The sequence below is a fragment of the Mycobacterium florentinum genome (genome assembly GCF_010730355.1).
Taxonomy (GTDB): Bacteria; Actinomycetota; Actinomycetes; order Mycobacteriales; family Mycobacteriaceae; genus Mycobacterium; species Mycobacterium florentinum.
Genome location: NZ_AP022576.1, coordinates 2,623,518 through 2,648,630, shown reverse-complemented (window position 1 = coordinate 2,648,630; position 25,113 = coordinate 2,623,518). Strand labels below are relative to the sequence as shown.

Annotated in this window: 27 protein-coding genes; 12 read left to right on the top strand and 15 right to left on the bottom strand. The window is 66.2% G+C overall.

Going from position 1 to position 25,113, the window contains the following annotated elements:
- Positions 1-21: 21 nt before the first annotated feature.
- Genes G6N55_RS12350 through G6N55_RS12340 form a run of 3 tightly spaced genes read left to right on the top strand, consistent with a single transcriptional unit; the run spans position 22 to position 1,762 of the window.
- Complete coding sequence (locus G6N55_RS12350; RefSeq protein ID WP_085224522.1) at positions 22-432, top strand: cupredoxin domain-containing protein; 411 nt, start codon at positions 22-24, stop codon at positions 430-432.
- Complete coding sequence (locus G6N55_RS12345) at positions 429-1,358, top strand: metallophosphoesterase family protein (protein WP_085224520.1); 930 nt, start codon at positions 429-431, stop codon at positions 1,356-1,358. The genes G6N55_RS12350 and G6N55_RS12345 overlap by 4 nt, the downstream gene beginning before the upstream one ends.
- Complete coding sequence (locus G6N55_RS12340; RefSeq protein ID WP_085224519.1) at positions 1,355-1,762, top strand: hypothetical protein; 408 nt, start codon at positions 1,355-1,357, stop codon at positions 1,760-1,762. Before G6N55_RS12345 ends, G6N55_RS12340 begins: the two co-directional genes overlap by 4 nt.
- Here the strand turns inward: G6N55_RS12340 and G6N55_RS12335 are convergent.
- From G6N55_RS12335 to G6N55_RS12295, 9 genes are all read right to left on the bottom strand, one after another.
- Positions 1,713-2,786, bottom strand: coding sequence for an acyltransferase family protein (locus G6N55_RS12335; RefSeq protein WP_085224518.1), 1,074 nt, complete (start codon positions 2,784-2,786; stop codon positions 1,713-1,715). The two genes, G6N55_RS12340 and G6N55_RS12335, sit on opposite strands and share 50 nt — an antisense overlap.
- 116 nt (positions 2,787-2,902) lie before the next feature.
- Positions 2,903-3,979: an acyltransferase family protein gene (locus G6N55_RS12330; protein WP_085224517.1), complete on the bottom strand. Its 1,077-nt coding sequence runs from the start codon at positions 3,977-3,979 to the stop codon at positions 2,903-2,905.
- A gap of 55 nt (positions 3,980-4,034) precedes the next feature.
- Entirely contained in the window at positions 4,035-5,162 is a 1,128-nt protein-coding gene (locus G6N55_RS12325; protein WP_085224516.1) for an acyltransferase family protein, read from the bottom strand.
- Between the two features lie 199 nt (positions 5,163-5,361).
- Positions 5,362-5,973 carry a dTDP-4-dehydrorhamnose 3,5-epimerase gene (gene rfbC / locus G6N55_RS12320; protein ID WP_085224515.1) on the bottom strand — a complete coding sequence of 204 codons (612 nt, stop codon included), beginning with the start codon at positions 5,971-5,973 and terminating at the stop codon, positions 5,362-5,364.
- 1 nt (position 5,974) lies between these two features.
- Entirely contained in the window at positions 5,975-6,970 is a 996-nt protein-coding gene (gene rfbB / locus G6N55_RS12315) for a dTDP-glucose 4,6-dehydratase (protein ID WP_085224513.1), read from the bottom strand.
- Between the two features lie 26 nt (positions 6,971-6,996).
- The gene (locus G6N55_RS12310; RefSeq protein WP_085224511.1) at positions 6,997-7,863 is read right to left on the bottom strand and encodes an LLM class F420-dependent oxidoreductase; all 867 of its coding nucleotides are present in this window, start codon (positions 7,861-7,863) and stop codon (positions 6,997-6,999) included.
- Positions 7,864-7,885: 22 nt separating this feature from the next.
- Complete coding sequence (locus tag G6N55_RS12305; RefSeq protein WP_085224509.1) at positions 7,886-8,737, bottom strand: LLM class F420-dependent oxidoreductase; 852 nt, start codon at positions 8,735-8,737, stop codon at positions 7,886-7,888.
- Positions 8,738-8,765: 28 nt separating this feature from the next.
- Positions 8,766-10,292 (bottom strand): ATP-binding protein, encoded by a 1,527-nt coding sequence (locus G6N55_RS12300; protein ID WP_085224507.1) that lies wholly within the window; start codon positions 10,290-10,292, stop codon positions 8,766-8,768.
- A 14-nt stretch (positions 10,293-10,306) separates the two neighbouring features.
- Positions 10,307-11,989: an FAD-dependent oxidoreductase gene (locus G6N55_RS12295; protein WP_085224505.1), complete on the bottom strand. Its 1,683-nt coding sequence runs from the start codon at positions 11,987-11,989 to the stop codon at positions 10,307-10,309.
- Positions 11,990-12,248: 259 nt separating this feature from the next.
- Here G6N55_RS12295 and infA point away from each other — a divergent pair, with 259 nt between their 5' ends.
- The 8 genes from infA (at position 12,249) to truA (ending at position 16,865) form a co-directional block, all read left to right on the top strand.
- Positions 12,249-12,470 (top strand): translation initiation factor IF-1, encoded by a 222-nt coding sequence (infA, locus tag G6N55_RS12290; protein ID WP_003418601.1) that lies wholly within the window; start codon positions 12,249-12,251, stop codon positions 12,468-12,470.
- 33 nt (positions 12,471-12,503) lie between these two features.
- The gene (gene rpmJ, locus G6N55_RS12285) at positions 12,504-12,617 is read left to right on the top strand and encodes a 50S ribosomal protein L36 (RefSeq protein ID WP_003879483.1); all 114 of its coding nucleotides are present in this window, start codon (positions 12,504-12,506) and stop codon (positions 12,615-12,617) included.
- Positions 12,618-12,817: 200 nt separating this feature from the next.
- Positions 12,818-13,192 (top strand): 30S ribosomal protein S13, encoded by a 375-nt coding sequence (gene rpsM, locus G6N55_RS12280; protein WP_025737540.1) that lies wholly within the window; start codon positions 12,818-12,820, stop codon positions 13,190-13,192.
- Between the two features lie 3 nt (positions 13,193-13,195).
- Positions 13,196-13,615, top strand: coding sequence for a 30S ribosomal protein S11 (gene rpsK, locus G6N55_RS12275; protein WP_036466830.1), 420 nt, complete (start codon positions 13,196-13,198; stop codon positions 13,613-13,615).
- Between the two features lie 10 nt (positions 13,616-13,625).
- A complete protein-coding gene (gene rpsD / locus G6N55_RS12270) occupies positions 13,626-14,231 on the top strand; it encodes a 30S ribosomal protein S4 (RefSeq protein ID WP_085224503.1) in 606 nt (201 codons plus the stop codon).
- A gap of 86 nt (positions 14,232-14,317) precedes the next feature.
- The gene (locus G6N55_RS12265) at positions 14,318-15,361 is read left to right on the top strand and encodes a DNA-directed RNA polymerase subunit alpha (protein ID WP_085224501.1); all 1,044 of its coding nucleotides are present in this window, start codon (positions 14,318-14,320) and stop codon (positions 15,359-15,361) included.
- 60 nt (positions 15,362-15,421) lie between these two features.
- On the top strand, positions 15,422-16,027 hold the full coding sequence (gene rplQ / locus G6N55_RS12260; protein WP_085224499.1) for a 50S ribosomal protein L17: 606 nt from the start codon (positions 15,422-15,424) through the stop codon (positions 16,025-16,027).
- Entirely contained in the window at positions 15,972-16,865 is an 894-nt protein-coding gene (gene truA / locus G6N55_RS12255; protein WP_085224630.1) for a tRNA pseudouridine(38-40) synthase TruA, read from the top strand. Before rplQ ends, truA begins: the two co-directional genes overlap by 56 nt.
- On the opposite strand, the gene G6N55_RS12250 is transcribed toward truA, so the two are convergent.
- From G6N55_RS12250 to G6N55_RS12235, 4 genes are all read right to left on the bottom strand, one after another.
- Positions 16,862-18,490 carry a purine-cytosine permease family protein gene (locus G6N55_RS12250; protein WP_308206464.1) on the bottom strand — a complete coding sequence of 543 codons (1,629 nt, stop codon included), beginning with the start codon at positions 18,488-18,490 and terminating at the stop codon, positions 16,862-16,864. The genes truA and G6N55_RS12250 overlap by 4 nt on opposite strands.
- A gap of 78 nt (positions 18,491-18,568) precedes the next feature.
- On the bottom strand, positions 18,569-19,213 hold the full coding sequence (locus tag G6N55_RS12245) for a cutinase family protein (RefSeq protein ID WP_085224628.1): 645 nt from the start codon (positions 19,211-19,213) through the stop codon (positions 18,569-18,571).
- Positions 19,214-19,297: 84 nt separating this feature from the next.
- Entirely contained in the window at positions 19,298-19,882 is a 585-nt protein-coding gene (locus G6N55_RS12240; protein ID WP_139826996.1) for a cutinase family protein, read from the bottom strand.
- A gap of 108 nt (positions 19,883-19,990) precedes the next feature.
- Positions 19,991-20,869 carry a cutinase family protein gene (locus G6N55_RS12235; RefSeq protein ID WP_085224626.1) on the bottom strand — a complete coding sequence of 293 codons (879 nt, stop codon included), beginning with the start codon at positions 20,867-20,869 and terminating at the stop codon, positions 19,991-19,993.
- A gap of 156 nt (positions 20,870-21,025) precedes the next feature.
- On the opposite strand from G6N55_RS12235, the gene eccB reads away from it, so the two are divergent.
- The gene (eccB, locus tag G6N55_RS12230) at positions 21,026-22,408 is read left to right on the top strand and encodes a type VII secretion protein EccB (protein ID WP_085224494.1); all 1,383 of its coding nucleotides are present in this window, start codon (positions 21,026-21,028) and stop codon (positions 22,406-22,408) included.
- On the opposite strand, the gene mycP is transcribed toward eccB, so the two are convergent.
- Together mycP and eccD are read right to left on the bottom strand one after the other, a co-directional pair.
- Complete coding sequence (gene mycP, locus G6N55_RS12225) at positions 22,373-23,677, bottom strand: type VII secretion-associated serine protease mycosin (RefSeq protein WP_139826995.1); 1,305 nt, start codon at positions 23,675-23,677, stop codon at positions 22,373-22,375. The two genes, eccB and mycP, sit on opposite strands and share 36 nt — an antisense overlap.
- Entirely contained in the window at positions 23,674-25,005 is a 1,332-nt protein-coding gene (eccD, locus tag G6N55_RS12220; protein WP_308206465.1) for a type VII secretion integral membrane protein EccD, read from the bottom strand. The genes mycP and eccD overlap by 4 nt, the downstream gene beginning before the upstream one ends.
- Positions 25,006-25,113 lie beyond the last annotated feature (108 nt).

Genomic DNA, 25,113 nt, shown 5'->3' with positions numbered 1-25,113 from the left:
CCACCCCTCCTATCTGTTGGCATGACAGCCATCTTGTATCGAAAACCTTCGGCGTTGCTTGTGGCGGGGGTGCTCTTGCTGGCCGGATGCTCCGCTTCGCGGCCCGATGCGCACGCCCCGGTCACGATGAGGCCGGATTCCGGTGCGATGCCATCGATCACCGCACCTTCGGCACCGTCGAGCGGTAACCAGGTCGCCATCGACGGCTTCGCGTTCGCACCCGCGACGCTGACGGTCCGCGCGGGCACCACGGTCACCTGGATCAATCGTGACGAAGAACCTCACACGGTTGCCGCAAACGACGGTTCATTTCATTCGCCCGGCATGGGGACGGGGGCCAGCTTCACCCACACCTTCTCCACCGCAGGGACTTTCGACTATGTCTGCTCGATTCACCCGATGATGCACGGCACCGTGGTGGTGACGCCATGAGCGATGACCCGCGCACGATGAATCGCCGCCAGCTGCTCCGGCACGGGGCATGGTTCGGGGCGGCGGTCGGGTTCGCCGTGGCCGGCGGCGAGGTGATCTCGCATGTCGCCGGGGCCGCCGCGGCCGAGCGCGCAAAACTCAAGCCGGCGCTGCGCTTCGCTCAGGTCAGTGACAGTCACATCGGCTTCACCGGCGCACCCAACCCGGACGTGTCCGGCTCGTTCGGGCACGCGATCGATCAGATCAACAACCTCGGCTACACACCGGATTTCGTCATTCACACCGGCGACCTCACCCACTTGTCCACTCCCGAGCAGTTCGACCAGGTGAAGCAAATGATGAGCGGGCTGAAGACGCCGCACGTGTTCACCGTGCCGGGGGAACACGATTCGGTCGACGACGCGGGACAGAAGTACCGCAAGGTGTTCGGCGCCGGATCGGTGGGCGACGGTTGGTACAGCTTCGACACCGCCGGCGTCCACGTGATCGCGCTGGTCAACACGTTGAACCTGCGCAAGCTCGGGCATCTGGGTGTCGACCAGCTGGAGTTCGTCGAAAAGGACGTCGCGGGGCTCTCCAGCGATACCCCGATCGTCGTCTTCAGCCACATCCCGTTGTTCGCGATGTATCCGGATTGGGGCTGGGGCACCGACGACGCCACCCAGGCACTCAGCTACCTGCGCCGGTTTGCTTCGGTGACATGCATCAACGGGCATGTGCACCAATTGTTTTCCAAGATGGAGGGCAACGTGTCGTTCTACAGCGGGACGACGACCGCCTACCCGCTGCCGCATCCCGGCGATGGGCCGGCGCCCAAGCCGATCACGTTGCCGGCCGCAAAGCTGCACGACGCGCTGGGCATCCGCGAGGTCAGTTACACCAAGGGCGAGACCGCCCTCGCTTTGAAAGAACAGAGGCTGCAATGAATATCCTGGTCCGGATCGGCTTCGCCGCGTCGTTGCTCGGCAGCGCCGCCAGCCACGCCTATCTCTATGTCCACGGTTACCAGCACATTCCGACGATCGGCACGGGGTTTTTGGTCCAGGCCAGCGCGTCGTTCGCGGTCGGCTTGCTGATCCTGCTCGGCGGTCCGTGGTGGCTGCGCTGGGCCGCGGCGGCGATCGCCGGCGGATCGCTGGTCGCCTTTGCATTGTCCCGAACCGCTGGGCTTTTCGGCTTTGCCGAGCACGGTTGGGATCCCTCGCCGTACGCCGCGATCAGCGTGGCAGCCGAAGCGCTGACCGTGCTGTTGTGGATGGTTTCCGGTTACCCCGATGGCGTCAGGTTCGGCTGGCTTCGGGGAGCTCGGCGCCAGCCCGCCTCTTCCTGAGTCGAGACTTGAAGGACTGTGCGGGCTTCTCGATCAGGAACCAGCTCAGCGCGGCCAGCGGCAGGGTAGCGATCGTCGCAATGACCGCGAACACGAAGGGATTCAGATGAACCAGCCCGCAGATAACCAGCAACTGCTGTACGGGGAAAGCGTAAATGTAGACGCCGTAGGACAGATCCGTCGGCAACCTCAAGTACCTGTTGTGGATCAACGCGCCGGAAACGATGACGGCGTACGCCAGCGGAATGGCGCCGACAAGGCGGTAGTCGGGCAGTAACCCGGTCACGAGAACGATGACCACGCTCGCCGCGACGAGTGACCATCGAGCGGGAATTGCGTCTTTCCATTGATACACCAGGGCGCCGGCGGCAAACACGATGGCAAACCGCGCAATGCACTGCTCGTTGCTCCACACACCGGGAAATGTCATGGGCGGCAGGTACGCGGCCAAACACACCGCCAGCACCAGTACCACCGCCGAAGTCCATCGACGATGTGTCAGTCCCGCCAATCCGAGGAGGGCGACACCGACATAGCACAGCACCTCGTAGATAAGGGTCCACAGCGATCCGTTCCACATGCCGGGAAATGGGACACCGGTTGGCGTTCCGCCGACATCGAATTGGAGCACCGCTACTGCGCTGTTTTTAAGCACGTACTCGAACGGCGCGCTGGACAAGAGCAGCTTTGCGGCCGCTCCGCCCTGAATCGCCACGCCGATCGGTGCGATGACAAATGCCGTCACCGCCAGGCAGACGTAGAGCCCGGGGAGAATACGAAGTGCCCGAGCGACGATATAGTCACGCAGCTTTGGGTTGTTGACCCAGCTCGCGGTGATGAGGAATCCCGAGATCGCAAAGAACCCGTCGACGCCGACCCCGAACAACAACTGTCGTGCGTGCGCGGACGGCAGGACGCCACCCGTGACGGCGAAGGAGTGCCAGAGGATCACCTCGGTGGCCATGGCGAGCCGCAACGCGTTCAGCGCATTACTCTGCGGATCAAATACCTGCCCGAGTTTCATGCGCTGCTACCAGTGGCCCCCGCTGTCGGGTTATCCCGTCTGTGCATCTAATCGATCCGCCCCTTCTTCGCATCGCCAAACCGGTTCTGCCAACGCGGTTTGCCACCCCAGTGGTGTCATGCCCGGCCCGCTTCGGAGAGCTCTTCCCCGTACCACTTCCGTTTTAGCCGAAATTTGAGTGACTGCGCGGGCTTTTCGACCACGAACCAGCTTAGCGCGGCCAAGGGTAGGACGGCCGTCGTCGAAAGTCCAGCGAACACTATCGGATTCAGCTTCGCAAGCCCGCAGCTTGCCAGCAGTTGTTGTGTCGGGAATGCGTAAATGTAGACGCCGTAGGACAAATCCGTACGCAATCTCATGCGTTTGATATGAATCTTGATCGCCGACACGATGACCGCATACGCCAGCGGAAGGGCCGCCACCACCCGGTAATCGGGCAGCAGGGCGGCCGCGGCGACGACGATGACCACGCTCACCGCGACCAGCCACCACCGGGCGGGAATCACGTCGCGCCACTGATACAGCAGCGCCCCGGCCGCGAACATGATCGTGGAGCGCACCACGAGCTGCCAAACCGTCCATACCCCCGGGAATTCGAGCGGCGGCACCAGGGTAGCGCCAATTACGGCAACCCCCAGCAGTACTGGCGAAACCCAGCGGTGATTGGCCAGCCCGGCCAGCCCGATGCCGGCGACGGCCAGGTAGCACATCAGCTCCCAGATCAGCGACCACAGCGAAGCGTTCCAGCCGCCCTCGGGAAAGGGGACGCCGAACGGTGTTCCGCCCACGAAGTGCTGGATGTAGGCCACCCCGCTGTTTTTCAGGACGAACTTGACCGGCGCGAAGGACGTCAGCAGCTTTGTGGCCGAACCACCCGCGATTGCCACGTTGAGCGGGGCGAACACGAACGCCGTGACGATCAGGCAGGCGTAGAGCCCGGGCAGGATGCGCAGCGCGCGAGCGGCGAGGAAGTCACGCAGTTTCGGTTCGTTGAGCCAACTCGCGGTGATCAGGAATCCTGAGATCGCAAAGAATCCGTCCACGCCTACCGAGAACAGCAGTTGAAGCAGCACGCGTGGCGGGGTGCGGCCGGTGACCGGCCAGGAGTGGAACAGCATGACCTCGGCGGCGAGCATGAGCCGAAAAAGATTCAGGGCGTTGTTTCGGGGATCGAAGACCTGCGCGAGTTTCACCTACGCCCAAGATAGTCGATGCACGCCGCGATCGAGCGGGCCGAAGGCCGGCCGCCTACACCGTGCCGTGCACGCCCGGCGTCGGCTGCTCGGCGACGGAGTCTGCAGCCGTGCCTTCGGTTTTGGGCTGCGCCGGCGCGGCCCACTTCCGTTTGAGTCGGGACTTCAGCGCCATCGCGGGCTTCTCGATCCAGAACCAGCTCATCGCCGCCAGTGGCAGGGTGGAGAGGAACGCGATAACGAAGAACAGCGCCGGATGCAGGCCGGTCAGCCCCAGGACGGCCAGCATCTGCTGAATCGGGAATGCGTAGATGTAGACGCCGTAGGACAGATCCGTCCGCAATGTCGTGCGCTTGTGGCGGATCAGGGCACCCGAAACGATCACGGCATAGGCCAGCGGAAGCGCCGCGGCCACCCGGTAATCGGGGAGCACGGCGGCGGACGCGACGACGATGACCACGCTGGCCGCGACAAGTGACCATCGCGCGGGAATCACGTCCTTCCACTGAAACATCACGGCACCCGCCGCGAACATGATGGCGGAGCGCGCGGCGAGCTGGGGGATGGTCCATGCGCCGGGGAACGTCAGCGGCGGCAACATTGCCGCGGCGATCACCGCGGCCACCAGGATCACTGGCGAAAGCCAGCGGCGATTCGCGAGGCCGATGATGCCGATCACAGCAATGGCGATGTAGCACAGCACTTCCCAGATCAGAGACCACAGCGAAGCGTTCCAGGCGCCGGGGGAGGGAACGTTGCGCGGTGTGCCGGCGACGTCAAACTGGAGCACCGAGATCAGCGTGGCGTTCTTCAGGACATATTCGTACGGCGCGCTGGACTGCAGCAGTTTCGCGGCCGAACCGCCCTGAACCGCCACGCTGACCGGGGCGAACGCGAACGCGGTGACGATCAGGCAGACGTAGAGCCCGGGCAGGATGCGCAGTGCTCGTGCGGTGAGGTAGTCACGGACTTTCGGGTCGCGGAGCCAACTTGCGGTGATCAGGAATCCCGAGATCGCAAAGAACCCGTCGACGCCCACCGAAAAGAGGAGTTGCAGCAGCGCTTGTGGCGGCATGTGGCCCGTGATCGGCCAGGAGTGAAACAGCATGACCTCGGCGGCCAGCCCCAGCCGAAACAGGTTCAATGCGTTACATCGAGGGTCGAACACCTCCGCTAACTTCATGCGCGCTAATCCGTATCTGTTGTCCTCCCCGCGCGGCCGGCCAGAGATTCCGCGCGGAATGCCCAAGGTAGTCGATGAACCTCGGACAAACGTGGGTTTAGTGCCAACCCGACGTTGCCGCTTTGCTACCGGCAGGTGGCCATGCCGAGCGGCCGGACATCCCCGGTGACCTGCGCCACTTTAGTCGCGACGACATCGGTCACGCCTCGCTGCGCAGCTCCACCAGGAACTTTTGCGCCTCTTCCCAGGTGGGCAGCAGACCGGCCGCGCGCACGTCGTCGAAGCCGGGGGCGGCGGCGTCGCGGTCGGACAAACTCGGGGCGACGCCGTCGACCAGCGGCCAGTCGATGCCCAGGGCCGGGTCGGTGGCACAGATGGTGTGCTCACGCTGCGGGCTGTATTCCGCCGAGCACAAGTACATCACCGTCGAATTGTCTTGCAGTGCAAGAAAACCGTGGCCGAGGCCTTCGGAGATGTAGATCGTCCGGCGATCCTCGTCGTCGAGCAGCACCGAATCCCACTGGCCGAAGGTCGGTGAGCCGACCCGAATGTCGACCACGACGTCGAACACCGCGCCCCGCACGCAGGTCACGTATTTGGCCTGGCTGGGCGGTAGCTGGGCAAAGTGCAGCCCGCGCAGCACGCCGGCGGCCGACACCGAGCAGTTGGCCTGTTGGACATTCAACGCATGACCGGCGAAATCCCGGAAGCCGTGGTCGGTGAACCATTCGAAGAACATGCCGCGGGAATCGCCGTGCTTTTTCGGGGTGATCTCCCAGGCGCCGGGGACTTTGAGTTCGCGAACTTCCATCTCACTGCCCCCGTTCTTCGTAGCGGGCTTCCGACGCGTCTTTCAGCGGACGCCACCAGGATTCGTTGGCCCGATACCAGTCAATGGTTTCACGCAGCCCCTCTTCGAAGTCGGTATGCTTTGGTGCCCAGTGCAATTCGTCGTACAGCAGGGATGGGTCGATGGCGTAGCGCAGGTCGTGGCCGACGCGGTCGGTGACGTGGTCGAAGTCGTCGGGCTCGCGCCCCATCATCGAAAGCAGCGTGCGCAGCACGGTCAGGTTGTTGCGCTCACCCTCGGCGGAGATCAGGTAGGTCGCCCCGATCTGGCCCTTGTCCAGGATCTGCCACACCGCGCTGTTGTGGTCGTCGACGTGGATCCAGTCGCGCACGTTGGCGCCGGTGCCGTACAGCTTGCACCGTCGGCCGGTCAGCACATTGGTGATCTGGCGCGGGATGAATTTCTCAATGTGCTGATACGGCCCGTAGTTGTTGGAGCAGTTGGACAGCGTCGCGCGCACCCCGTATGAGCGCACCCAGGCCCGGACCAGCATGTCGGCCGCGGCCTTGGTGGCCGAGTAGGGGCTCGACGGGTTGTAGGGCGTCGACTCGGTGAACCGCTGCGGGTCGTCGAGTTCCAGATCGCCGTAGACCTCGTCGGTCGAGATGTGGTGCAGCCTGATCCCGCGGCGCCGTACCGCTTCCAGGATCGTGTACGTACCAACCACGTTGGTGTGCAGAAACGGCTCGGGGTTGTCCAGCGCGTTGTCGACGTGGCTCTCGGCGGCGAAGTGCACCACCGCGTCGGACTCGGCGATCAGCTGGGAGACCAGCTCGGCATCGCAGATGTCACCCTCGACGAGCCTGATGGCGTCATCGACGTCGGCCAGCGACTCGCGCCGCCCGGCATAGGTCAGGGCGTCGAGCACCGTCACTGAAACGTCGGGACGCTCGCGCACGGTGCTGTGCACGAAATTCGCGCCGATGAAACCGGCGCCACCTGTGACCAGCAACCGCATGGTCAAACCCTAACCGAGGGCCGCGGTCAGCTTGCGGGGGTTAGCCCAAGCGGCCCGGCCAGTTCGCGCAGCGAGGGCAGCAGCGTCTCCTCGTTGTAGCCGCCCAGCACCTGGATGCCTACGTGGTCGGCGCCGGCGTCGAGGTGCTCGTTGAGGCGCTGCACGATGGCCTCCGGGGTGCCGTAGGCCACCACCGCGTCGATCAGCCTGTCGCTGCCGGGCGCGCGCACGTCGTCCTCGGTGAACCCCAGCCGCCGCCAGTTGTTCACGTAGTTGCTCAGCCCCAGGTAATGCTGGACGAGCTGGCGGCCGGCCTCGCGCGCCTTGTCGCGGTCGGTGGTCAGCACCACCTTGTGCTCCGGGGCCAAGAACACCGAGTTGCCGAGCTGTTCGCGCGCCTGGGCCGTGTGCTCCGGCGTGGTCAGGTACGGGTGCGCGCCGGCGCTGCGTTCCGCGGACAGCGCCAACACCTTGGGACCGAGCGCCGCGAGCACCCGCCGGCTGGTCGGCACCAGAGCGTCGTCCAGCGCGTCGAGGTAGCCGACCAGCGCGGCGTAGGGCTTGAGGTACTCCTGGGTGTGTTCGGGGTGGCCCACTCCGATACCGAGCAAAAACCGTCCGGGGTAAGCACTTTCGATGCGCTTGAACGACTCGGCGACGGGTGCGGCCGCCGCCGTCCAGATGTTGACGATCCCGGTGGCCAGCTGCAGCGAGCCGGTCTGCGCCAAGGCCGGCTCCACCCAGGCCAGATCGGCGTCCGGCGATCCGCCGATCCAGGCGGCGGGATATCCGAGTGCTTCGATCCCGGCAGCCAGTTCGGGTGTGACGGAGCGGGTGGGCAGCCAGGCGCCGTAGCGGCCGAGGTTGGGCTTCAGTGATGCGGCGTCGTTCAACGAGGTTCCCCTCCGCGGTTGGTTACGAGCGGTTCAGTCCAAGCGGGCCCGCCAGTTCAGCCAGCGCCGACACCAGGTTTTCATCTTTGGTGAGGACCTGCACGGGCACATGGTCGGCACCGGCGGCGAGGTGCTCGTTCAGCCGCGCCGCGATCTGGTCCACAGTGCCATAGGCCACCACCGCGTCGACCAGGCGGTCGCTGCCCGGCCGGACGACCTCGTCGTCGGCGAAACCCGACCGCTTCCAGTTGTTGCGGTAGTTCGCCAGGTTGAAGTAGATGTCCAGGGCCTGGCGTCCGACGGCGCGGGCCTGCTCGGCGTCGGTGGTCAGCACCACCTTGTGCTCGGGCGCCAAAAACGCCGAGGGGCCGATCAGCTCGCGGGCGTGCGCGGTGTGTTCTGGAGTAGTCAGATACGGGTGCGCACCCGCGCTGCGTTGCGCCGAGAGTCCCAGCACCCGCGGGCCCAGGGCCGCCGCCACCCGGCGATGGGCCGGCACGCCGTACTCGTCGAGTGCGTCGAGGTACTCGACGAGCGCGTCGTAGGGCTTGCGGTAATCGGTGATCATCTCGCGGTGGCCAACGCCGATCCCGAGCAGGAAGCGGTTCGGGTAGGCCTTGTCGATCCGGTGGAACGACTCGGCCACGTCCTTGGCCGGCGCGGTCCAGATGTTCACGATCCCGGTGGCGACCTGCAAGGTGGTCGTCGCTTCCAGGATTGGCTCCACCCACGCCAGCTCGGCGGGCGGGGAACCACCCACCCACACGGCGCCGTAGCCGAGTGACTCGATTTCTTTGGCTTGCCGGGGCGTTACGCCGCGTCCGAACACTCCGAACCGGCCAAGATTGGGCTTGCTTGCAGCTGCATCGGTCATGCCGTCTCTAACCCGGCCGCCGGTGGCGCTATTCCGGGTCGGCGTCGTCCACTTCGTCGTCATCGACGGCGGCGACGTCGGCGACGGGCGGTTTCTCCAGGGGCAGCAGCACGATGAACCGGGTGTCGCCGGGGACCGATTCCACCCGCAGATCCCCGCGATGCTTCTTGACGACGATGTTGAACGCGAGATCCAGCCCGAGGCCGGTGCCTTCCCCGAACGGTTTGGTGGTGAAGAACGGCTCGAAGATGTGCTCGCGGATATCCGCGGGAACGCCCGGCCCGGTGTCGCAGATTTCGATCCGGGCCATGTTCTCGCCGTACCGGCAGGTGCGCACGGTCAGGGTGCCACCCGTATCGCGCATCGCGGCGATCGCATTGTCGATGATGTTGGTCCACACCTGGTTGAGATCGGCTGGGTAGCAAGGGATTTCGGGAAGCGACTTGTCGAAGTCCTTCACCACGGTAATCGCTTTGGCGTCCTTGCTGGCGTCCTTGCCCGCGTCCTTGGTCAACCGGTCGGCAAACATCACCAGGGTGCTGTAGAGCAAGTCGTGCACGTTGGCCACCTGGAATGGCGCCCGATCCATTTGCGAGTACTGCTTGGCATCGGCGACCAGCGCCGAAATCCGTTTGCTGGCTTCCAGAATCTGGTTCATCAACAGCTCGCTCTCGATGGTGTAGTTGATCCATCGGATCGCCTGCTCCAGCGAGGCCGTCTCGAGCTCCTCGGCGACCGCCGAAATCCGTTCCAGCGCATCGGTATCGATGCCACCCTCGACGAAGGTCGGCGCGATGTCCCACCCGCCCTCGATGCCGTGGTCCTCCAGCCAGTCGCCGACGGCGTCCTCGCGGTCGGAGGTCTCGAGTGCGGTGAGGTGCTGCGTCGACGACTTGGCGACCTGCTCGGCGACCCGCTCCTGCAGCTTGACCAGGGCGCTCAACGCCTCGGGCGTGATGGTGCCGTCGGCGAGCATCGCCAGCTTGTGGCGCATGTTGGCCACGCGTTCACGCAGATCCGCCGCGGCCCGCGAGATCGCCGCGGCCGGGTTGTTGAGCTGGTGGGTCAGCCCCGCCGACAGCCGGCCCAGGGCCAGCAGCTTCTCCCGGTTGTCGATGATCCGGCGGGTCCGGTCGGTACCGACGGCGATGCCGTCGAGCAGGTGCACCGCCATCGGGAACTGGTCGCGCATGAACTGGGCGAAGATGGGCGCGTCCATCACGAAGAAGCGCGACGGCTTGGTCACGTGGACCGAGGCGTCGTAGGTCTTCTGCTTCCCACCGGTGAACGCCCGCCAGGCGCCGCAATACACGCCGCGCTGCGAGGTGCGGTTGGTTTCGATGTCCTGACCGCCGGAAAGCTTGGACATCGTCAGCTCGCCCTCGATCAGCACGTAGAAGCAGGTCGCCGGTTCGCCTTCGACGCAGATCGGTTGCGGCTGATAGTTCTCGATGTGGCCGTTGGCGCACAACACCGCGAGCTGATCGTCGGTCAGGGCCTCGAACAGGAACAGGCTGCGCAGCTCGTCGGGCTCACACGGCGTTTTGGCGGTCATGATGTGCGACCCTTCTACGACTCGGCAAGGTAGCGGTGGACCAGCATCACGGCCATCGACCCCTCGCCGACGGCGGCCGCGACCCGCTTGGCGGAGGTGGAGCGGACGTCGCCGGTGGCGAACACCCCCGGCACGCTGGTTTCCAGGTGATGCGGCGGCCGGTCCAGCGTCCAGCCGCACACGTTGCGCAGGTCCGGGCCGGTGAGGATGAATCCGTGGTCGTCGCGGGCGACCACTCCGTCCAGCCAGTCGGTGCGCGGGGCGGCCCCGATGAAGATGAACATCCGCGCGCAGCTGACGTCTTCGCTCTCGCCGGTTCGGTTGTCGAGCAGGGTCAGCTTCTCGAGGTGCTCGTCGCCGATGGCGCACTCGACTTCCGTGCAGGTGCGGACGGTGATCTTGGGGTTCCGCTCGATCTGCTGGATCAGGTAGTACGACATCGACGCCTCCAGCGACGGAGCGCGCACCAAGATGGTCACCGATTTGGCCGTCTTCGACAGGTGCATGGCCGCCTGGCCGGCCGAGTTGGCCCCGCCGATCACGTAGATCTCTTCGTCTTCGCAGTCCGAGGCGAAGGTCGTGGCGCCGTAGTAGACGCCGCGGCCGGTCAGCTCGGTGCAGCCGGTCGCGTCCAGCTGCCGGTAGGACACACCGGTGGCCAGGATGACCGCGTGCGCGTCGACCGAACCGCCGTCGGCGAACCGCACCGTGCGCTTCGGCCCGTTGATCTCCAGCGCGGTCGCCGTGCGGGCGGTGATCAGCTCGGCGCCGAACTTCTCGGCCTGCAGGCGCGCCCGCTGGGCGAGCTGGCCACCCGACACCCCGTCCGGGAAACCGAGGTAGTTCTCGATCCGGGAGCTTTGGCCGGCCTGGCCGCCGGTCGCGGTGCTTTCGATGAGCACCGTGCGCAGCCCCTCGGAGGCGCCGTAGACGGCGGCCGCCAGGCCTGCGGGCCCGCCGCCGATCACGATCAGGTCGTAGAAGTCCTGGGACAGCTGGGTGGACAGGCCCAGTGTGTCGGCCAGTTCGGCGTCGGAGGGCTCCACCAGCGGGTCGCCGTGTTGGGTGATGACGACCGGCAGCCGTAGTCCGTCCTCGCCGGCGGCCTTGAGCAGCTGCTCGCCCACGGGTTCGTCGGCCATGAACCAGTTGTAGTGAAGCCCGTTGCGGGCCAGGAAGTCACGAACCTCCCAGGACCGCGCCGACCAGCGGTGCCCGATGACCTTGGTGTGCGGAATGGCGTGTTCGGGCGCCGCGCGCCAGGCTTCCAGCAGCGCGTCGATGACGGGGTAGAGCTTCTCCTCCGGGGGATCCCACGGCTTGAGCAGGTAGTGGTCGAGGTCGACGACGTTGATCGCGTCGATCGCGGCGTGCGTGTCGGCGTAGGCGGTCAGCAGGATCCGGCGGGCCACTGGGTACAGGTCCATCGCCTGCTCGAGGAATTCGATGCCCGTCATCTGCGGCATCCGGTAGTCGGCGACGATCGTCGCGACCGTTTCGCCGCGCAGTTTGAGCTGCTTGAGAGTTTCCAACGCCTCGGGACCCGACTCCGCGCGCACGATGCGGTGATCCTCGCCGTATTTGCGCCGCAGGTCCCGGGCCACAGCGCGGGATACCGCGGGATCGTCGTCGACGGTCAGTATCACCGGTTTGCGGGACTGCGCGGCACCATCAAGGTGACGTGGGGGGTTTGTCATTGGGGTCAAGTATGCGCTTGTCAGGTGCGGTGTGGCGGGTCGAGGTGGCCGCCCGGGAGCGCTTCGATCACGGATTTTGGCCACGCCGTACAAACGGGTACCATGGACCGACGGTGCATCTTTCGCGCCGGCTTTTTTGTGTGTCCGTTCCCTAGGAATTTCCTGTCACCGGCTCACGTTCGGAAAGTCGGTGTGAATGCTGTGCCGTTGTTGGCGCAGCAGACAACGAAACTAAACGACGAGGATTTGACGAGTAGTTATGGCCAAGAAGGACGGCGCCATCGAGGTCGAGGGCCGGGTGGTCGAGCCGCTGCCCAATGCGATGTTCCGCATTGAGCTAGAGAACGGTCACAAGGTGCTTGCCCACATCAGCGGCAAGATGCGGCAGCACTACATCCGCATCCTGCCCGAGGACCGGGTGGTGGTGGAGCTGTCTCCCTACGACCTGTCCCGGGGCCGCATCGTGTACCGGTACAAGTAACCAACCAACAGACGAGAACAGGATCGAAAAGCCGTGAAGGTCAACCCCAGCGTGAAGCCGATTTGCGACAAGTGCAGGGTGATCCGTCGGCATGGGCGGGTCATGGTGATCTGCTCAGATCCGCGCCACAAGCAGCGCCAGGGCTAGCGGCGATCGCCAGCGCGGCGTAGCCGGGCGTAGCGGGTCGCCGCCATGGACCCCGCAGCCCACTGACAACTAAATGATGACCTCCCAGCACCACTGAGCGGGTACGCCGCTCATCCACGCCCGGTCGGAGGCCGGGCCCCGATCACACCGGGAACGGCCTGGGAACAGACCTCCGCCTAGAAAAAGAGGAAACGCCACCTATGGCTCGACTAGTAGGCGTCGATCTGCCGCGTGACAAGCGGATGGAGATCGCGCTGACGTACATCTTCGGCATTGGCCGAACCCGCTCCAACGAGATCCTGGAAGCGACCGGCATCGACCGGAATCTGCGCACCAGAGACCTCACCGACGACCAGCTGACCCACCTGCGCGACTACATCGAGGCCAACCTCAAGGTCGAGGGTGACCTGCGCCGCGAGGTCCAGGCAGACATCCGCCGCAAGATCGAGATCGGCTGCTACCAGGGTCTGCGGCACCGCCGCGGCCTTCCGGTGCGTGGCCAGCGCACCAAGACCAACGCGCGTACCCGCAAGGGCCCCAAGCGCACCATCGCCGGCAAGAAGAAGGCCAGGTAACCCATGCCACCCGCCAAGAAGGCAGCAGCCGCCGCGCCCAAGAAGGGGCAGAAGACCCGCAAGCGCGAAAAGAAGAACATCCCGCACGGCGCCGCGCACATCAAGAGCACCTTCAACAACACGATCGTGAGCATCACCGACCCGCAGGGCAACGTCATTGCCTGGGCGTCGTCGGGCCACGTCGGTTTCAAGGGCTCGCGGAAATCGACCCCGTTCGCCGCGCAGCTCGCCGCCGAGAACGCGGCGCGCAAGGCCCAGGAGCACGGCGTGCGCAAGGTCGACGTGTTCGTGAAGGGCCCGGGCTCGGGCCGGGAGACCGCGATCCGTTCGCTGCAGGCCGCGGGCCTGGAGGTCGGCGCGATCTCCGACGTCACCCCCCAGCCGCACAACGGCTGCCGCCCGCCCAAGCGACGCAGGGTCTAGGAGGACAATCATGGCTCGTTACACCGGACCCATCACTCGCAAGTCGCGCCGGCTGCGCACCGACCTCGTCGGTGGCGACCAGGCCTTCGAGAAGCGTCCCTACCCGCCCGGCCAGCACGGCCGCGCGCGCATCAAGGAAAGCGAATACCTGCTGCAGCTCCAGGAGAAGCAGAAGGCTCGCTTCACCTACGGCGTGATGGAGAAGCAGTTCCGTCGCTACTACGAAGAGGCCGTGCGGCAGACCGGCAAGACCGGTGAGGAGCTGCTCAAGATCCTCGAGAGCCGGCTGGACAACGTCGTGTACCGCGCCGGGCTGGCGCGGACCCGCCGGATGGCCCGCCAGCTGGTCAGCCACGGGCACTTCAGCGTCAACGGCGTGCACGTCAACGTCCCCAGCTACCGGGTGTCGCAGTACGACATCATCGACGTGCGGGACGGGTCGCTGAACACCGTGCCTTTCCAGATCGCGCGGGAGACGGCGGGCGACCGTCCGATCCCGAGCTGGCTGCAGGTGGTGGGGGAGCGTCAGCGCATCCTGATCCACCAGCTGCCCGAGCGGGCACAGATCGACGTGCCACTCACCGAGCAGCTGATCGTCGAGTACTACTCGAAGTAACGGGCCCAGACTTCTCTCGGGCATCCCGCCCGAGAGAAAACCCTAACGGCATCAAATAGCGGGTGCCGAGAAGGAGAAGAAACACCATGCTGATTTCTCAGCGCCCCACCCTGTCGGAGGAGATCCTCACCGACAGCCGGTCCCAGTTCGTCATCGAACCGCTGGAGCCGGGATTCGGTTACACCCTTGGCAATTCGCTGCGGCGTACGCTGCTGTCGTCGATTCCCGGCGCGGCCGTCACCAGCATTCGCATCGACGGCGTGTTGCACGAGTTCACCACCGTGCCCGGCGTCAAAGAGGATGTCACCGACATCATCCTGAACCTCAAGGGTCTGGTGGTGTCCTCCGAGGAGGACGAGCCGGTCACCATGTACCTGCGCAAGCAGGGTCCGGGTGAGGTCACTGCGGGTGACATCGTGCCGCCCGCCGGCGTGACGGTGCACAACCCCGGCATGCACATCGCGACGCTGAACGACAAGGGCAAGCTCGAGGTCGAGCTCGTCGTCGAGCGTGGTCGTGGTTACGTGCCGGCCGTGCAGAACCGTGCCTCCGGTGCCGAAATCGGCCGTATCCCGGTCGATTCCATCTACTCGCCGGTGCTCAAGGTCACCTACAAGGTGGACGCGACCCGTGTCGAGCAGCGCACCGACTTCGACAAGCTGATCCTGGACGTCGAGACCAAGAATTCGATCACCCCCCGCGACGCCCTGGCATCGGCGGGTAAGACCCTGGTCGAATTGTTCGGCCTGGCACGCGAACTCAACGTCGAGGCCGAGGGTATCGAGATCGGGCCGTCGCCGGCCGAGGCCGACCACATCGCCTCGTTCGCGCTGCCGATCGATGACCTGGATCTGACCGTGCGGTCCTACAACTGCCTCAAGCGCGAGGGTGTGCACACCGTCGGCGAGCTGGTCAGCCGGACCGAGTCCGACCTGCTCGACATCCGCAACTTCGGCCAGAAGTCCATCGACGAGGTCAAGGTCAAGCTGCACCAGCTGGGCCTGTCGCTCAAGGACAGCCCGCCGAGCTTCGACCCGTCCGAGGTCGCCGGCTACGACGTCGCCACCGGCACCTGGTCCACCGAGGGTGCTTACGACGACGCGGACTACGCCGAAACCGAACAGCTCTAACGCCCATTCCGTCCCGGCCCTACCTGATACGGGGGTCGGCCCCAATTAGGAGATAGCGCAATGCCCAAGCCCACCAAGGGCCCTCGCCTCGGCGGGTCGTCTTCGCACCAGAAGGCTCTGCTGGCCAACCTGGCCACGTCGTTGTTCGAGCACGACCGGATCAAGACGACCGAGCCGAAGGCGCGGGCATTGCGCCCCTACGCGGAGAAGCTGATCACCCACGCCAAGAAGGGCACGCTGCACAACCGTCGAGAGGTTCTGAAGAAGATCCGCGACAAGGACGTCGTGCACAAGCTGTTCGAGGAGATCGGGCCGTTCTTCGCCGACCGCGACGGTGGATACACCCGCATCATCAAGGTCGAGGCACGCAAGGGCGACAACGCCCCGATGGCCGTGATCGAGCTGGTGCAGGAAAAGACCGTCACGTCCGAGGCCGACCGCGCGCGTCGGGTGAAGGCTTCGAAGAAGTCTGAGGCGCCCGCCGCCGCGGCGGCACCGGCCGAAGAGGCTGAGGCCGAAGAGGTTGCAACCGAAGAGGTTGCAACCGAGGAAGCCGCCTCGGAGGAGACGACGACCGAAGCGGCCGAGCCGGCCGCCGAGGCCGAAGCGCCTGCGGAGCCCGAGGCTGAGGCCGCCGACGAGGGTGACGAGTCAGACGACAAGTAGCGAAGACGTCCGTCTGCGGCTCGATATCGCCTACGACGGAACTGATTTCGCGGGCTGGGCAACTCAGGCCGGGCAGCGCACTGTCGCCGGCGTTATCGACGACGCGCTGACGACGGTTTTCCGCACGCCGGTACGGCTGTGGGCGGCCGGGCGCACCGACACGGGAGTACACGCCACCGGACAGGTGGCCCACGTCGACGTGCCCGCCGCCGCCTTGCCGAATGCCTATCCGCGTTCGCCGCGCACCGGCGATCCGGAATTCCTGCCGCTGCTGCGCCGGTTGGGCCGGTTCCTGCCCGCCGACGTTCGGGTGCTCGGAATCATCCGCGCCCCAGCGGGTTTCGACGCGCGGTTCTCGGCGCTGCGGCGACACTACGAGTACCGGCTGTCGACGGCGGCCTACGGGGTGGAGCCGCAGCGGGCGCGCTACATCACCGCCTGGCCGCGCGACCTGGACGTGGATGCGATGAGCGAGGCGTCACAGGATCTGCTGGGGTTGAACGACTTTGCGGCCTTCTGCCGTTATCGCAGCGGTGCCACCACGATTCGCGACCTGCAGCGGCTGGACTGGTCGCGCGACGGCGATCTGATCACCGCGCACGTGAGCGCCGATGCGTTCTGTTGGCAGATGGTGCGCTCGCTGGTCGGGGCGCTGCTGGCCGTCGGCGAGCGTCGGCGCACGCGAGAGTGGTGTCGTGAATTACTCAGCGCGACGGCACGATCCAGCGATTTCGCGGCCGCACCTGCGCAGGGCCTCACGCTGGTCGGTGTGGACTATCCGCCCGATGACGAGCTCGCGTCGCGCATCCTGATCACCCGGGACCTGCGCACCCGCTAGGCCTGGGCGTCCAGCAGGTGCTCGGCGCGCTTGTCGGTGGACAGGCAGAGCGAGCAGATGTGCGCGGCATGGGCCACGCAGGCCAGCATGTCGGGGCGCTCGAAGTCGTGATTGCAGGCGTGGCAGGTCAACTGGTCGCCGACCGGATTGCCGTGCTCGTCGTACATCGGCAGATCGATGCCGTCGTGCGTGCGCCGCAGGTAGTAGTTGCCGCGGGTCGCGATCGCCAGGATCGGGGGCATCACCAGCGCGACCACGATCGCCACCAACGGCGAATAGGGCCTTAGCGTTTCGCCGAGGCCGCCGAAGAACGCGACGATCGACAGCCCCGCTGCCAGCAGCATCGAGCCGAAACCGACCGGGTTGACGGGATACAACATGCCACGGCGAAATTCGGGCGCCTTGGGCGAGAGGCCCAGCAGGTACTTGTTGAACACGATGTCGGAGGCCACCGCCACCACCCACGCCATGCCGCAGTTGGCGTAGAAGCCCAGGATGGTGTTCAGGAAGTCAAACATGTTGGCTTCCATCAGGATCAGCGCGATGGTGAGGTTCACGGCGAGAAACACGACGCGGCCGGGGTAGTGCTTGGTGACGCGGGTGAACGAGTTGGTCCAGGCCAGCGAACCCGAATAGGCGTTCGTCACATTGATTTTGACCTGGCTGAGCACCACCAGGATCACCGCCAGCGTCAGCGCCAGCCACTCCGGCATGAAGTTCGCATAGATCTCGTCGAATTGGTGCACCGGCTGGTTCGCGATCGACAGCGATCCCGCCAGGTGGAAGACCAGATAGGCGGCCAGGAACAGCCCGACGATCTGCTTGATCGCGCCGAACAGCACCCAACCGGGACCGGCCAACAGCACCCAGGTCCACCAGCTGCGCGAGTTTTGCGGAGTCTTCGGCGGCATGAACCGCAAATAGTCGATCTGCTCGGCGATCTGGGCGATCAGCGCCAGGCAAACCCCCGCGGCCAGCAACGCCGAGCCGGCGTCGACCCCGCCGTGGCCCTGCTTGCCGGTGTAGGAGAAGAACTCGCCGACCGACTCGGGATGGCTGGTCACCAGATAGATGAACGGCGCGACCATCAGGATCAGCCACAGCGGCGTGGTCCAAAGTTGCAGCTGCGAAAGCACTTTCATGCCGTAGATCACCAGCGGGAAGATGATCAGCGTGGAGCAGGCGTAGCCGATCCACAGCGGAACGTGCAGGCCCAGCTTGAGGCCCTGCGCCATGATCGAGCCTTCGAGCGCGAAGAAGATGAACGTGAACGTCGCAAAGATCACGTTGGTCACCACGGAGCCGTAATAGCCGAAGCCGCTGCCGCGGGTGATCAGATCCAGATCGATGTTGTAACGCGCCGCGTAATAGGCCAGGGGTAGTCCGGTCGCGACGATCACCAGCGCGAAAATCCCGATGCCGCACAACGCATTTGCGGTGCCGTAGGTGATGCCGAGGTTAGCGCCGATCGCGAAGTCGGCCAGATACGCGATACCGCCGAGTGCCGAGATCCCCACCACCGCGGTGGACCACCTGCGGTAGCTGCGCGGCGCAAAGCGCAATGTGTAGTCCTCGAGCGTTTCCCGGGCAGCGGGCGATTTGTCGGTTGCGGCGGTGGACGTCACGTTCTGCATTGTCCGGTGGCGCGATGGCTCCCGCCACTTGAAGCGCCTGGCAACTGCCTGTGCGCCTGTGGAATACGGCTACAGCTTGCCGGCGGCGAAGGCGGCGGCCTGATCCACCAGTCCGGAGTCGATGTAGGACGGCTGCAGATGCGACGCCCACACCGCCTTGCCGTTGCCGTTGCAGATCGGGTCGCCGGGGGCGCACTCCTCGATCGTCTTGCCGGCGAAGGCAGGGCTGAAGCCGGGGACGGGGCCCAGCACTCGCTGGGTGCCGTTGCCGAACAGCGCGACCGCCGCGACGTGTTCATCGATGCCCGGCGGCAGCGGGTTCTTGAAGCCGAACGACGGCTGGGTCACCGCGATCACCAGATCGGTCGAGACGGCGCCGAGCGAGTAGCCACCGAGCACCTCGCGGGTGTTGGGGCAATGTTTGGCCATGTACTGGACGTGGCTGCTCATGTCGTTGGCGCCCTTGGCGGGATCCACGTCGGCGGGGTAGTTGACCCCGTAGACGCCGAGCGGCAGCTGCGTCTTGGACCGCAGCGAGTTGACGAACGCATCGCCGACCAGGCCGGCGCCGGGCGGTTCCTCACGGCCCCGGGCGAACACCACTTCGGCGCCCGGACACGGCGGGCCCGCCGAGGCCACCGGAGCCAAAGCCACCACGGAACCGACGACCATGAACGCCGCCAGCAATGCATTGCGAATCCGTCTAACCCCCATGAGCCGATGGTACGCATTTTCGGCCGGCATCAGTGAACGGCCGTGATCACTCCGCGACTTGGGCGTTACCGGATCTTTGTGCCGCTAGATCTTGGCGGCGACGAAATGTGCGGCCTTGTTCGTCAATCCGGGCACGTAGCTGAGGTGGGCCTGCCACGAGTTGCCGTCGGAGCAGATCGGGTCGCCCGGGTTGCACAGGTTGAGGATCTTGCCGCCGAAATCCGGGCTGAGCGCCGTCATCAGATTGCCGGCCCGGCCCGACGGGTTCCCGAACAGGGCGACCGCGGCGACGTGATCGGCGGCGTCGGTCGGTAGCGGGTCGCGAAAGCCGAGGGCGGGCAACGGTGCCGCGGTGACGATGTCCATGACGGCGGCGCCCTGCGAGTAGCCGCCGAGCACCAGTTTGGTGTTGGGGCAGTTGTCGGCCATGTGCTGGATGTGGGCGCTGGCGTCGTTCGCGCCGTCGGTGGCGGCCAGGAAGTCGTCGTTAGCGGGGTAGTTGACTCCGTAGGCGCCGACATTTCGCTGGGTCTGCTGGCGCAGCGAGTTGATGAAGGCCCCGCCCACCTTCCCGACGCCGGGTGGCTCGTTGGTTCCGCGGGCGAACACCACTTCGACGGCCGGGCACGCAGCTAAGGCGCGGGGGACCGCCGGGAACCCCAACAGCATTGCGGTCGCGGCGAGGAATGCGGCGGCCGTAACGCTGGCATAACGGTGCGCGCGTGGCCTTTTCGCGGCAAAGGTCATGCCGCGATGGTACAGACTATTGACTGTTTGTCAGTGGACCGCGGCAACCACGTCGGTCTGCGGCGTGGGCGACGCGGGGACCGGCGGGGTGGGCGACTGCGGGGCGTAGCTCGGTGTCAGCGGGCCGGGAGCCTGCGGGCTCTGCGGGAGGGGGCCGGGTGCTTGCCCGGGACTCTGCGGGCCGTAGCCGGGGGTTTGCGGGCCGGTGCCCGGGACCGACGGGCCGTATCCCGGCACCGACTGGCCCGTGCCACCCATCAGCTTGGCCGCGACGAACGCGGCGGCCTGGGTGGTGTAAACGGGGACATAACCCTCGGTGTGCCCGCTCCACTCGTTGCCGGGGCCGGCGTGGCAGATCGGGTCGTTGGGGTTGCACAGGTCGATGGCCTTGGAGCCCAGCAGCGCGCTCTGGCTGGGCAGGGTGCCGCCGGCGCGGTCGGCCACGTCACCGAAGGTGGCCACGGCGTAGATGTTGTTGGCGTACTGCGGCGGCAGCGAGCTGCCCCAGCTGATGCCGCCGATCGGGACGCCGGCCACGATGTCCATCACCGATGCGCCCTGCGAGTAGCCGCCGAGCACGATCTTGGTGTTCGGGCAGGTTTCCACGCTCTTCTTGACGCGGTCGATGGTGTCGTTGGCGCCGTCGCCGCCGTGCAGCTGCAGCTTGCTGGCGGCGTAGTTCACCCCGTAGGGCAGGATGTTCAATCCGGTCTGCTGGCGCAGCGTGTCGACGAAGGCGTCGCCGACGCGGCCCAGGCCGGGCGGCTCGTTGGTGCCACGGGCAAAGATGACCTCGACGTCGGGGCAGTCGAACGCGTGCGCCACGGGGGCACTCGGCGTGGCGAGCAGGCCCGCGGCCGTGACCAGGGCGGCGAACCCCAGGCCGACCAGGCGACCGGCTAACCGCACGCTGCCCGCCCGACGGGTATGGATGCGGTGTGAAATCACCGGTCAATTTTACCCAAATTGAGACCCGGCCAAACCTGTCCGCCTGTGGATAACCGGGGGCAGCGGCGTCCGGAGCCGGTTAACGTGACCAGCGGATTCGCCGACTTTGGGAGGTCAGTGCCCCACCAACCGACGACCTGGGCGCACGTCAGCGGTTACCGATTCCTGCTACGCCGCCTCGAGCGCGCATTGCTGAGCGGCGATACGGGCGCGTCCGGCGAACCGCTGCGGGCGCGCCCGGGGCCCCTGACGGTCGGCTGCGTGCTGGCGGCCATCACGGTGGCGGGATGTGCATTTCTTGGAATGCTGGTGCCCCAGGCGCGGCTGGATCGCGCGCAGATCGTGATGGACAAGGAGACCGGAGCACTGTATGTGCGGGTGGGCGATACCTGGCACCCGGTGCTGAACCTGGCTTCAGCGCGGCTGGTCGCGGCGACCGATGCCAATCCGCAGCCGGTTGCCGAGTCCGAATTGCGCCGCACCAAACGTGGCCCGTTGCTGGGGATTCCGGGTGCACCGCAGCTTCTCGGGCCGCCGCTGTCCGGCGACGATGCGATCTGGACGATCTGCGACACCGATGGTGGAACGGCCACGACGGTGGTCGTCGGGCCGACCGGGGGACCGTCGGTCCATCGTCTGACCCGCGATCAGGCGCTGCTGGTCGCACCGGGTCCGGGACCGCCCGCGTACCTGCTGTACAACGGCGAGCGGGCTGTCGTGGATCTTGCGGACACCGCGGTCGTGCGCGCGTTGCGATTGGAGGGTCACGCGCCGCTCGTCGTCTCGCAAGCATTGCTGAACGCGGTCCCGGAGGCTCCACCGATCACGGTTCCTCGAATTCGGGGCGCGGGCGGCAAGGCAGCCGGGCTTCCCGACTTTCCGGTCGGCAGTGTGTTGCGCGTCACGCGCGGCGATGGTGACGAGTATTACGCCGTCCTGAGCACCGGGGTCCAGCGCGTCGGTCAGGTCGCGGCGGACTTGTTGCGTTTCAGCGACTCGCGGGGCGCCGCCAACATCATCGCGGTGGCACCGGACGTGATCCGCGGCGCCCAAATCGTCGACACGCTGCCGGTGGGGACGTTCCCCGAACGTGCACCCGGGGACCGGGGGATGAGCGGCGGCACCACCGTGTGTGCGAGTTCGGGGCCCGCGGCCTCCGGCCATCCCGATGCCGCATTCCTGACGGCGAGCGGCCTGCCACTCCCGGCCGGTCAGGCTTCGGTGCCGTTGTCACAAGCCGACGGTCGCGGTCCCGCGCTCGATGCCGTCTACCTGCCACCCGGCCGCAACGCCTACGTGCGTGGGGCCCGCACCCGCTACCTCGTCACCGACACCGGCGTGCGCTTCGCGATTCACGACGACGATGCCGCCCATGACCTCGGTCTGGGCATTGATGCTGTCCCGGCGCCGTGGCCGATGCTCGTGGTGTTGCCATCCGGGCCCGAACTGAGCAGGGCGAACGCGTCAGTCGCCCGCGACGTCATCGCGGGACCCCCGTAGCCGTCGCTTGGCCGCGCCGATGATCAGCGCGCAGATCAGAGCGACCAGGCAGATGGCCGCGCCGTGCAACGCGGTATCGCGCGCACGAGAATTCGTCGGCCCGGGCGCCGGGGCGCCGATCGGGACGCGCGCCGGAGGTGGTTTCGCGGTCGCGGTCATGCTCGAGTCGGTGCTCACCGCGGCAAGGACGTCGACTGTCCCATTGCCTACCAACGGATTCCATCCCGCCGACGGATGATGCGCTGTCGACTCGATGCGCTGCATCACCTGTCGCGCCGTCAGCGCCGGGAACCGGGCCCGGATCAGCGCGGCAACTCCGCTGACAACTGGTGCGGCGTAACTGGTTCCGGACAACGGTGCAGAGCTCAATGACGTCACCGCCTCGCCGGTTGCGGCGACGTCGACCCAGGGTCCGGCCAGCGTGAATGTCGACGGCACCCCGGCGAAGTCAACCGAACCGACCGTCAGGACATAGTCGTCGTACCAGGCCGGGCTGACGGCGACCGAGATGTTCTGCCAACTTGCATCCGGGCGCTGCGGCGGACATTGTCCGCCGCCACCGGTGTTTCCGGCCGCGGCCACCACGACGGCATTCTTGACGTCGACCGCGTAGGCCAGCGCGGCCCCCAGCGCCCGGTCGTCGAGCGGTGAGGTGACCGGAACGCACGCCACCGACGAGATGTTGATCACCGACGCGCCCAGGTCGGCGGCAGTTCTGACCGCTCGCGCCATGGTGTCTACATCACCGATGCCGGAGTTCGACGGGTCGCTCGTGGGTGCGAATTTCGAGCTGGACTGCCGGATGCTGATCAAAGTGACATCGGGCGCCAGGCCGCTGAAATTGTCGGTCTTGGAATCGGCTGCGGCGGCTAGGATTCCGGCGACCAACGTCCCGTGCGCGTCGCAATCCTGGGTGCCGTCGCCGGTGAACACATAGTCGCCTCCCGCCACCACGTCGGGTAACCGTCGGTGTCGCGAGACGCCGGTGTCGATAACCGCTACCCGTTGGCCCGCACCGCGGGTGAGCCGCCACACCCGTGGTAAATCGAGGTCTGCGAACTGGTTTCGCCCCGGCCCTGGGTTCCCGTTCACCATCGTGCATACCTCGCGTTGCACGGTAGGCCTCCCCGGGGCCGGCAACGCCGGCTTCGGTAGTAACCTGTCGTCAATCTCCGGCGGCGAAACTGCTTGTGCTAATGGAATTCCCAAGTTCGTCAATGCCGTCAATGCCGATACCGCCACCAACCGCACGATACGCGAGGCAGTCAAGTCCATGTCAGATGCAGGTCGCGGGCGGCGCCGTAGAAGCCGCATACCCAACAGGTCAGCGGCACCATCGCGATGAGGACCAAACACTCCAACAGTTCGACGCTCTTGCGCGTCATGGGTGACAGCGACGTCGCGGGAGCCACGAACCCGAGGTAGAGCGCACCGGCGACCAACAACGCCGTCGCTGCAGCAACCCACGCGCCGTGCTCTGGTGCTCTGAGCGCGGCAGCTCCGAATGTTGTTCCGATGGTGGCCACAGCGCCGATGACGCCCGTCAGTATTCTTCTCCCGGCAACCGAATCGGTGCGCAGCAGCAGTAGCCCGCCGGTGGCAAGGCCAAGCGCCGTGCAGGCGAGCCGCGGTGTGCCCGCTATTACGGTGACGATGGCGCCGGTGGCCGCGGAGGACGAGAACGCGGCCAGCAGACTGGCCAACCAGGCATCCGCGCGAATAGCGCGGGCGGCCAGATCATCAGGGGCCGTATGGACCGTCTTGGGCGACAACCCGGCCAGGACGATCGCCACGCGTGCCGATACGCCGAGCAGACCGAGCGATACCAGTGCCGAGGCGGCACCGATGACCTGCAACCGGACGCCGGTGACCACACCCCCGAACGCCGCGACGGCGACGACGGTCGCGAAACACGACACCGCGGTCAATGTGGTAGCACCGCAATCGGATACACGCGCCGCCAGCCCGGCGGCGACCGCCGCCGCAGCAGCCGCCAGAAGCATGTTGGGGAGACCCGGGCCGCCGGGTACGGCGAGAAAGCCGGCGACCGCGGCGAATGCCGTGGCGACCAGGTTCAGTGTGAGGCCGGCCATGGCGTCCTGGTATGCGCGATTCGCGAGCGCCGCCAACATCAGGGCCGCGAAGGCGATAAGCGCAGCGATTCCCGTCGTGGTATCGAAGTCAGGTACGGCGTTGGGGGTGAAGGTGTTTCGAGCCAGCGCAAGGCACCCTATGCCGGTCAGGCATCCGGCCCCCAGCGCGGCGCTGAGCCGTGTTGCCCGGGAGGTCCGGGACGGGCTCCGGGCCCGGTCACCAAGCGTGTCCGACACCGCTTCTGCGACGTCGTCGTATCGAACCGCGGGTGGCGGCGTCGCGGAGCGGTTCAGGACGAGGACATCACCGTCCTGGATTCCGCACTGCGCCAGGGTCGTAGATGAATCCAGCGTGGCCGAGCCGAGGATCGACAGCCGATACCGCGTCGTGTTCGGATCGCTGACGCCGTGGGCTTTGAGGGCGTCGACGATCGGCGGGAGCAGCGTGGCAATGGGCATGCCGGACGGCAGGGCCAAGTCGACGACCGCAGTGTCGGCATACACGGACACACGGCGAAGCCCCGGATCGGATATGGACAACGTCAACCTCTTCAGATTCGGATGGGTCAGACGCTAAAGCACTTTCGGAACCCGGGTACGCACTTGTCCACA

Coding starts and splice junctions, on each gene's coding strand:
- G6N55_RS12350 (WP_085224522.1), top strand. CDS start 22: ATGACAGCCATCTTGTATCGAAAACCTTCGGCGTTGCTTGTGGCGGGG.
- G6N55_RS12345 (WP_085224520.1), top strand. CDS start 429: ATGAGCGATGACCCGCGCACGATGAATCGCCGCCAGCTGCTCCGGCAC.
- G6N55_RS12340 (WP_085224519.1), top strand. CDS start 1,355: ATGAATATCCTGGTCCGGATCGGCTTCGCCGCGTCGTTGCTCGGCAGC.
- G6N55_RS12335 (WP_085224518.1), bottom strand. CDS start 2,786: ATGAAACTCGGGCAGGTATTTGATCCGCAGAGTAATGCGCTGAACGCG.
- G6N55_RS12325 (WP_085224516.1), bottom strand. CDS start 5,162: ATGAAGTTAGCGGAGGTGTTCGACCCTCGATGTAACGCATTGAACCTG.
- rfbC (WP_085224515.1), bottom strand. CDS start 5,973: ATGGAAGTTCGCGAACTCAAAGTCCCCGGCGCCTGGGAGATCACCCCG.
- rfbB (WP_085224513.1), bottom strand. CDS start 6,970: ATGCGGTTGCTGGTCACAGGTGGCGCCGGTTTCATCGGCGCGAATTTC.
- G6N55_RS12305 (WP_085224509.1), bottom strand. CDS start 8,737: ATGACCGATGCAGCTGCAAGCAAGCCCAATCTTGGCCGGTTCGGAGTG.
- G6N55_RS12300 (WP_085224507.1), bottom strand. CDS start 10,292: ATGACCGCCAAAACGCCGTGTGAGCCCGACGAGCTGCGCAGCCTGTTC.
- G6N55_RS12295 (WP_085224505.1), bottom strand. CDS start 11,989: ATGACAAACCCCCCACGTCACCTTGATGGTGCCGCGCAGTCCCGCAAA.
- infA (WP_003418601.1), top strand. CDS start 12,249: ATGGCCAAGAAGGACGGCGCCATCGAGGTCGAGGGCCGGGTGGTCGAG.
- rpsM (WP_025737540.1), top strand. CDS start 12,818: ATGGCTCGACTAGTAGGCGTCGATCTGCCGCGTGACAAGCGGATGGAG.
- rpsK (WP_036466830.1), top strand. CDS start 13,196: ATGCCACCCGCCAAGAAGGCAGCAGCCGCCGCGCCCAAGAAGGGGCAG.
- rpsD (WP_085224503.1), top strand. CDS start 13,626: ATGGCTCGTTACACCGGACCCATCACTCGCAAGTCGCGCCGGCTGCGC.
- G6N55_RS12265 (WP_085224501.1), top strand. CDS start 14,318: ATGCTGATTTCTCAGCGCCCCACCCTGTCGGAGGAGATCCTCACCGAC.
- rplQ (WP_085224499.1), top strand. CDS start 15,422: ATGCCCAAGCCCACCAAGGGCCCTCGCCTCGGCGGGTCGTCTTCGCAC.
- G6N55_RS12245 (WP_085224628.1), bottom strand. CDS start 19,213: ATGGGGGTTAGACGGATTCGCAATGCATTGCTGGCGGCGTTCATGGTC.
- G6N55_RS12240 (WP_139826996.1), bottom strand. CDS start 19,882: ATGCTGTTGGGGTTCCCGGCGGTCCCCCGCGCCTTAGCTGCGTGCCCG.